Origin of the sequence: Mycobacterium sp. UM_CSW, assembly GCF_000455205.1 — a bacterium.
GTDB lineage: Bacteria > Actinomycetota > Actinomycetes > Mycobacteriales > Mycobacteriaceae > Mycobacterium.
In genome coordinates this window covers 22,307-29,139 of record NZ_AUWQ01000032.1, presented here as the reverse complement: position 1 = coordinate 29,139, position 6,833 = coordinate 22,307, and the positions used below count along the sequence as shown (strand labels likewise).

The following is a 6,833-nucleotide window of genomic DNA, read 5'->3' as shown; positions in this document are numbered from 1 at the left end:
CGGCGACCACGCCGTAGCGGTCTCCCCAGAACTGGTCGTCCAACGGGGCCACCACGGTGGCGCCCGCGTCCAGCGCCCGTTGGAACTTGGCGTCGACGTCGGTGACCGTCAGGTGAATGGTGACCGGGGTCCCGCCAAGCGACTTGGGCGTCATCGACTTGCCGCCGCAGGTTTCCGGAAAGTCGTCGTTGAGCATCACCGTGAAGCCGTTGATGCGCAGCGCGGCGTGGACGAGCCTGCCGTCGGGACCGGGCACGCGGCCCAGCTCCTCGGCGCCAAAAGCCTTGACGTAGAAGTCGATCGCCGCGGCGGCGTTGTCGACCACGAGGTGCGGGGACAGCGCCGGTTCGATGTTGATCGCCATGATGGCCTCCTGTTGTCGGTCTCGGATGCCAGCCCAGGCGGAGGCTGGCTCACGGTTATTGACTCGGCCCGCGACCCAAACTCATCGCGGCCGGATCCATTCAACCGCCGGGCACCGACAACTAACGGACGCCTGCGTGACGCCAGCGCGAAGATCAGGCAGAGGTGAGAAGGCGGTCCCAACCCTCGACGTCTTCCGGGCTGCGCGGGCCCGGTCCGACATAGATGGCCGACGGGCGCACCAGCTTCCCGAGCCGCTTCTGCTCGAGGATGTGGGCGCACCATCCCGCGGTGCGACCACAGGTGAACATCGCCGGCATCATGTTGGCCGGCACCCGGGCGAAGTCCAGGATGACGGCGGCCCAGAACTCGACGTTGGTCTCGATGGCCCGGTCCGGGCGCCGCTCCCGCAGTTCGGTCAGCGCGGCCTGCTCCAGCGCGACCGCGACCTCGTGCCGCGGGGCGCCGAGCCGTTCCGCGGCCGCCCGCAGCACCCGCGCCCGCGGGTCCTCGGCGCGGTAAACCCGGTGACCGAATCCCATCAGCTTGTCGCCGCGGTCCAGGATCGACTTGACCAGGCCGCGGGCGTCGCCGGTGCGCTCGACCTCCTCGATCATCGGCAGCACCCGCGCCGGCGCACCACCGTGCAAGGGGCCGCTCATCGCCCCGATCGCCCCCGACAGCGATGCCGCGACGTCGGCGCCGGTCGAGGCGATCACCCGCGCGGTGAACGTCGACGCGTTCATGCCGTGCTCGGCGGCCGATACCCAATAGGCGTCGATGGCCTCGACGTGCCGCGGGTCCGGCTCGCCCTGCCATCGGGTCATGAAGCGCGCTGTGACGGTGGGGCATTCGTCGATTACTCGCTGCGGAACGGCCGGCTGATAAATGCCGCGCGCCGACTGTGCGACGTAGGACAGCGCCATCACCGAGGCCCGGGCCAGCTGGTCGCGGGCGGTGGCCTCGTCGGTGTCGAGCAAGGGCTTGTAGCCCCAAATGGGGGCCAGCATCGCCAGGCCCGCCTGCACGTCGACCCGCACGTCGCCGGTGTGGATGGGCAGCGGGAACGGCTCGGCGGGCGGCAGCCCGTGGCCGAACTTTCCGTCGACCAGGAGCGCCCAGACGTCGCCGAAGGTGACCTGCTGAGTGACCAGGTCTTCGATGTCGACGCCGCGGTAGCGCAGCGCGCCGCCGTCTTTATCCGGTTCGGCAATTTCGGTGGTGAAGGCCACCACGCCTTCCAGGCCGGGGACAAAGTTTTCGGGGACAACAGTCATGGGAGAAATTCTCGCACCCCACCTGCGGGCGGACGCTACCGGCCGGTAGCTACCGCCGGTAGCGTGGGCGCAATGGCTGGACCAGCGGAGGAACACCTGCAGAGGATGCGCGTCGAGTACGGGTCGGTCGAGAAGGACGGCAGCCCGGACCTGGATGCGGATTGGTTGGCCGACGGGTGGCTTGCCTTGTTCCGCAAGTGGATTGAGGACGCCGAGCGCGCCGGGGTGGCCGAGCCCAACGCGTTCGTGTTGGCCACCGTCGCGGAGGGCCGGCCGGTCAGCCGATCGGTGTTGTGCAAGAGCGCCGACGAGACCGGAATCACTTTTTTCACCAACTACGACTCGGCCAAGGGCGTCGAGCTGGCGGCGACGCCGTACGCGTCGGCCACCTTCCCTTGGTACCTGCTGGGCCGGCAGGTGCACATCCGCGGCCCGGTCAGCAGGGTCGACGCGCAGGTCACGCAGGACTACTGGGCCCAGCGGCCACGCGGCTCACAACTGGGCGCGTGGGCGTCGCACCAATCGCGGCCGATCGCCTCGCGCGCGGCGCTGCTCGAGCAGCTGAACGAGGTCACCGGGCGCTTCGCCGACTCGGAGCGCGTCCCGGTTCCGCCCAACTGGGGCGGCTACCTCATCGCGCCCGAGGTGGTCGAATTCTGGCAGGGCCGAGAAAACCGGGTGCACAACCGGATTCGCGTCGTGGGTGGGCGGGTCGAGCGCCTGCAGCCCTGAACGCCGACGCGCGCTATGAGGCCCGTCACACCCCGAGTTCACCCCGGCTTAACCGCCGGACGGGCGCACGACCAGCGGACTCGACCCCGGGCAGGCGCGCCGCCGCCGCAACGACTACCTTCAGCAGTAAGCACCTAGTCAGGGCAGCCATATCAGCCAGAGCGCAAAGGGGTTCTCGTGGCCGACACCGACGACACCGCAACTCTGAAGTACCCAGGGGGCGAGATCGACCTGGAGGTCGTTCACGCGACCGAAGGAGCTGACGGCATCGCGCTTGGCCCGCTTTTGTCCAAGACCGGTTACACGACGTTCGACAACGGCTTCGTCAACACCGCGTCTTGCAAAAGCTCCATCACCTACATCGACGGTGACGCCGGAATCCTGCGCTACCGCGGCTACCCGATCGAGCAGCTGGCCGAGAAGTCGACCTTCATCGAGGTCAGCTACCTGCTGATCTACGGCGAGCTGCCGAACAAGCAGCAGCTGGACGAGTTCACCAACCGGATCCAGCGGCACACCATGCTGCACGAGGACCTGAAGCGCTTCTTCGACGGCTTCCCGCCCAACGCGCACCCCATGCCGGTGCTGTCGAGCGTGGTGAACGCCCTGAGCTCGTACTACCCCGACGCCCTGGACCCGGTGGACAACGGCCAGGTGGAGCTGTCCACCACCCGCCTGCTGGCGAAGCTCCCCACGATCGCCGCGTACGCCTACAAGAAGTCGATCGGGCAACCGTTCCTCTACCCGGACAACTCGCTTTCCCTGGTGGAGAACTTCCTGCGGATGACGTTCGGGCTGCCGGCCGAGCCCTACCACGCCGACCCGGAAATCGTCCGGGCCCTGGACATGCTGTTCATCCTGCACGCCGACCACGAGCAGAACTGCTCGACGTCGACGGTTCGGCTGGTGGGCTCGTCGCGGGCCAACCTGTTCACCTCGATCTCCGGCGGCATCAACGCGCTATGGGGGCCGCTGCACGGCGGCGCCAACCAGGCGGTGCTCGAGATGCTCGAAGACATCCGCCAGAGCGACGACGACGTCACCGAATTCGTCCGCAAGGTGAAGAACCGCGAGGCCGGCGTCAAGCTGATGGGCTTCGGCCACCGCGTCTACAAGAACTACGACCCGCGGGCGCGCATCGTCAAGGAACAGGCCGACAAGATCCTGTCCAAGCTCGGCGGCGACGACGACCTGCTCAGCATCGCCAAGGAACTCGAAGAGGCGGCGCTGACCGACGACTACTTCGTCGAGCGCAAGCTCTACCCGAACGTCGACTTCTACACCGGCCTGATCTACCGGGCGCTCGGGTTCCCGACCCGGATGTTCACCGTGCTGTTCGCGTTGGGCCGGCTGCCCGGCTGGATCGCGCACTGGCGCGAGATGCACGACGAGGGCGACAGCAAGATCGGGCGTCCGCGCCAGATCTACACCGGCTACACCGAGCGCGACTACGCGACCATCAACGACCGCTAGTTCCGGCCACCAGACGCAAAAGCCCCGTTTTCGGCGCGAAATCAGGGGCTTTTACGTCTGCTCGCGAGGGAAGCCAGGACGGCCATCGCGGCGTTGTGGCCGCCGATGCCCGACACCGCCCCGCCGCGGCGGGCGCCCGAGCCGCACAACATGATTCGTTCATGGGCAATGGCGACGCCCCATCGCCGTGCGGGGGTGTCCAGCGGGTCGTCGTCGTCGGCGAATGGCCACGACAGCCCGCCGTGGAAGATGTTGCCCGCGGTCATGCCCAACGTGCGGTGCAGGTCCAGGGTGGTCGTCGTCTCGATGCAGGGGCGACCGTGCGCGTCGCTCAGGATGACGTCCTGAATCGGTTCGGCCAGAACGGAATTCAGCGACTCCAGCGCCGCGTCGGTGAGCCGGTCGCGCAGCGCGCCGGAGTAGCTGCCGTCGAACAGCGAGTGCGGGGTGTGCAGGCCGAACACCGTCATGGTGTGGGCGCCTGAGTCGCGCAGGGCTTCCGACACAATGCTGGGGTCGGTCAGCGAATGGCAGTAGGCCTCGCACGGCAGCGGATTCGGGATCTGCCCGCCCGCCGCGCGCTGGTACGCGCCGTCCAGTTGGGTCCACGTTTCGTTGACGTGAAACGTCCCCGCGAACGCCTCCTCGGGTGTGACGGCGGCGTCGCGCAACCGGGGTAGCCGCCGCAGCACCATGTTCACCTTGACCTGCGCGCCCTGTGCCGGCGCGGCGGGTCGTTCGCCGAGCAGGCCGGCCAGGATCGTCGGTGTCACGCCGGCCAGAACGAACCTTCCCCGGACCGCGTGCTCGTCGTCGCTGCGGCGGTAGCGCACCTGGCCGTCCGGTTCGATGCCGAAAACCTCAGCGCCGGTGACTATTTCGGCGCCGTGGCCGGCGGCCGCGGCCGCCAGTGCCGTGGTCAACGCGCCCATCCCGCCGACGGGGACGTCCCAGTCGCCGGTGCCGCCGCCGAGCACGTGGTAGAGGAAGCAGACGTTCTGCCGCAGCGACGGCTCGTCGAGGCGGGCGAAGGTGCCGATGAGTGCGTCGGTCGCGATCACGCCGCGCACCAGGTCGTTGCCGACGGCCTCGGCGATGGCGTGGCCGATCGGCTCGTCGATCATGGCGCGCCACGCGTCCGCCGCGCCGGGGTCGCCGGCGTCGGTGACGTGCCGGCGGGCCTGCTCGCGGGTGCACAGCGGCTCGAGCAGCGTCGGCCAGAGCCGCTGGGTGACCATCCGGCAGCGTCGGTAGAAAGCGGCGAACCGGGGCTCGTCCTCGGCGGCGCCGATGGCGGCGAACTGGCCGGGCCGCCCGATCAGCAACCCGGTGCGGCCGCCGGTCGCCGGGTCGGGGGTGTACGACGAGAATCGCCGGCCGGCCAACCGCACGCCGACCCCGAGGTCCTCGAGGATGCGGGACGGCAACAGGCTGACCAAATACGAGTACCGGGAGAGCCGAACGTCAACGCCCTCGAAGGCCTGCACGGACACCGCGGCCCCGCCGACCTGCGCCAGCCGTTCCAGCAGCCGCACCTGAAGGCCGGCCTGGGCCAGGTACCCGGCCGCGACCAACCCATTGTGACCCCCGCCGACGATGACGACGTCGACCTCCGATGGGGACACGCTCAGCCCAGGTAGCCCTCGACCTCGTCGGGCGGACGTACCTGCGCCTCGCGCGGGTCACCGCCGGTTTCGCGCAGCGCCCGGCGCTGCCGCAGCAGGTCCCAGCACTGGTCGAGTTCGACCTCCAGCCGGCGCAGGCGATCGTGCTCCTCGTCCGTGCTGATCTCGCCGTGCTGCAGCTGTGCCCGCAGGGTCTTCTCCTCGGCGACCAGTCCCTGGATGCGTGCCAGGGTCTCGCTGTCGGTCGGTTTGTTGCCGTTGGCCATGGGTCCAGTGTGCCCGACTTGGCAGGCGTTGCCGCGCCGACTCGGTAGGCTGCATATCGCCTGGAAGATGCAAACGTCGGGGGAGCTAACCGAGGGGAGACGCAAAAGTGGGGGTAGGCACGGGTTTGCGGCATCCGGCCGCAAGCACCGACTCGGTGCCGGTGCCGGAGATTCACCGGCCCTCGGCCGGCCTGCCCTGGCTGATCGCGGTGGCGGTAATTCCGTTGCTGATAGCGGCGATCGGCTACGGCGCGTTCGATCAACCGCCGCCCGCCCACCGGGCGGGCGGCCCGGTGCCGGCGCAGGGGACGTCGAGCACGTCCACCGTTCCGAAGTTATCCCTGGCGCCCTTGTCGATCACCCGCAACGGCAACGACTTGACGCTCGCCGGCGACTTCCCCGACGACTCCGCCAAGGCGGCCCTGCTGACGGCCGTCAAGGGCTCGCTGCCGGGCGTCAACGTCATCGACCAGATCCACATCAACCCCAACATCGATGCGCTCGATTTCGCAAAGGCCGCACCGATATTCAAAGACAGCGCCTCGATTCCCGATTTCAGGCTCGTGGCCGGCGGGGACACGATCACGCTGGCGGGCACCGCAGCGTCGCCAGACCAAAAGAACGCCGTCAGCCAGGACGCCGCGCGCACCTGGTCCACTTTGAAGGTCGTTGACAAGCTTGTGGTCAGCGGGCCGGCTCCGCCGCCGGCACTGCCTGCCGCGGGACAATGCAACGACCTGCAATCGGCGATCAATGCGATGACGGGCGGCCCGATCACGTTCGCGAACGACGGGTTCAGCCTGACCCCGGCCGACTACCAGATCCTGATTCAGGTGTCGGGCAGGCTCAAGGCGTGCCCCACCGCGCACGCGACGATCAACGGCTTCAGCGACAACTCCGGCGTCGAGGCGATCAACATCGCATTGAGCAGCCAGCGGGCCCAGCGCGTGGCCGACTTCCTGGCTGCCAACGGCGTCGCGGGCGCGGTGCTGATTGTCAAGGGTCTGGGTTCGGTCAATCCCGTCGCCCCCAACGACACGGTCGATGGTCGTGCCAAGAACCGTCGCGTCGAAATCGTTGTGAGCTAGGGAGATCCG

7 protein-coding genes are annotated in these 6,833 nt (G+C 68.6%); 3 read left to right on the top strand and 4 right to left on the bottom strand.

All coding sequences use genetic code 11. From position 1 onward, the window contains the following. Together N415_RS13155 and N415_RS13150 are read right to left on the bottom strand one after the other, a co-directional pair. The coding region (locus tag N415_RS13155) for a VOC family protein (protein WP_068182096.1) at positions 1–364 on the bottom strand (364 nt) is incomplete at its 3' end. A gap of 154 nt (positions 365–518) precedes the next feature. Further along, positions 519–1,640, bottom strand: a complete 1,122-nt coding sequence (locus tag N415_RS13150) for a citrate synthase 2 (RefSeq protein ID WP_068182093.1) — start codon at positions 1,638–1,640, stop codon at positions 519–521. 72 nt (positions 1,641–1,712) lie between these two features. Here N415_RS13150 and pdxH point away from each other — a divergent pair, with 72 nt between their 5' ends. Continuing rightward, positions 1,713–2,372, top strand: coding sequence for a pyridoxamine 5'-phosphate oxidase (gene pdxH, locus N415_RS13145; RefSeq protein ID WP_068182091.1), 660 nt, complete (start codon positions 1,713–1,715; stop codon positions 2,370–2,372). A gap of 177 nt (positions 2,373–2,549) precedes the next feature. Beyond that, positions 2,550–3,845: a citrate synthase gene (locus tag N415_RS13140; RefSeq protein WP_068107558.1), complete on the top strand. Its 1,296-nt coding sequence runs from the start codon at positions 2,550–2,552 to the stop codon at positions 3,843–3,845. A 41-nt stretch (positions 3,846–3,886) separates the two neighbouring features. Here the strand turns inward: N415_RS13140 and N415_RS13135 are convergent, their stop codons facing one another. Then, entirely contained in the window at positions 3,887–5,470 is a 1,584-nt protein-coding gene (locus N415_RS13135; RefSeq protein ID WP_068182088.1) for an NAD(P)/FAD-dependent oxidoreductase, read from the bottom strand. Positions 5,471–5,472: 2 nt separating this feature from the next. After that, positions 5,473–5,736: a DUF2630 family protein gene (locus tag N415_RS13130; protein ID WP_068107953.1), complete on the bottom strand. Its 264-nt coding sequence runs from the start codon at positions 5,734–5,736 to the stop codon at positions 5,473–5,475. A 107-nt stretch (positions 5,737–5,843) separates the two neighbouring features. Between N415_RS13130 and N415_RS13125 the strand changes: the two genes are divergently transcribed. Then, entirely contained in the window at positions 5,844–6,824 is a 981-nt protein-coding gene (locus N415_RS13125; protein WP_068182085.1) for an OmpA family protein, read from the top strand. Positions 6,825–6,833: the final 9 nt, after the last annotated feature.

Coding starts and splice junctions, on each gene's coding strand:
- pdxH (WP_068182091.1), top strand. CDS start 1,713: ATGGCTGGACCAGCGGAGGAACACCTGCAGAGGATGCGCGTCGAGTAC.
- N415_RS13150 (WP_068182093.1), bottom strand. CDS start 1,640: ATGACTGTTGTCCCCGAAAACTTTGTCCCCGGCCTGGAAGGCGTGGTG.
- N415_RS13130 (WP_068107953.1), bottom strand. CDS start 5,736: ATGGCCAACGGCAACAAACCGACCGACAGCGAGACCCTGGCACGCATC.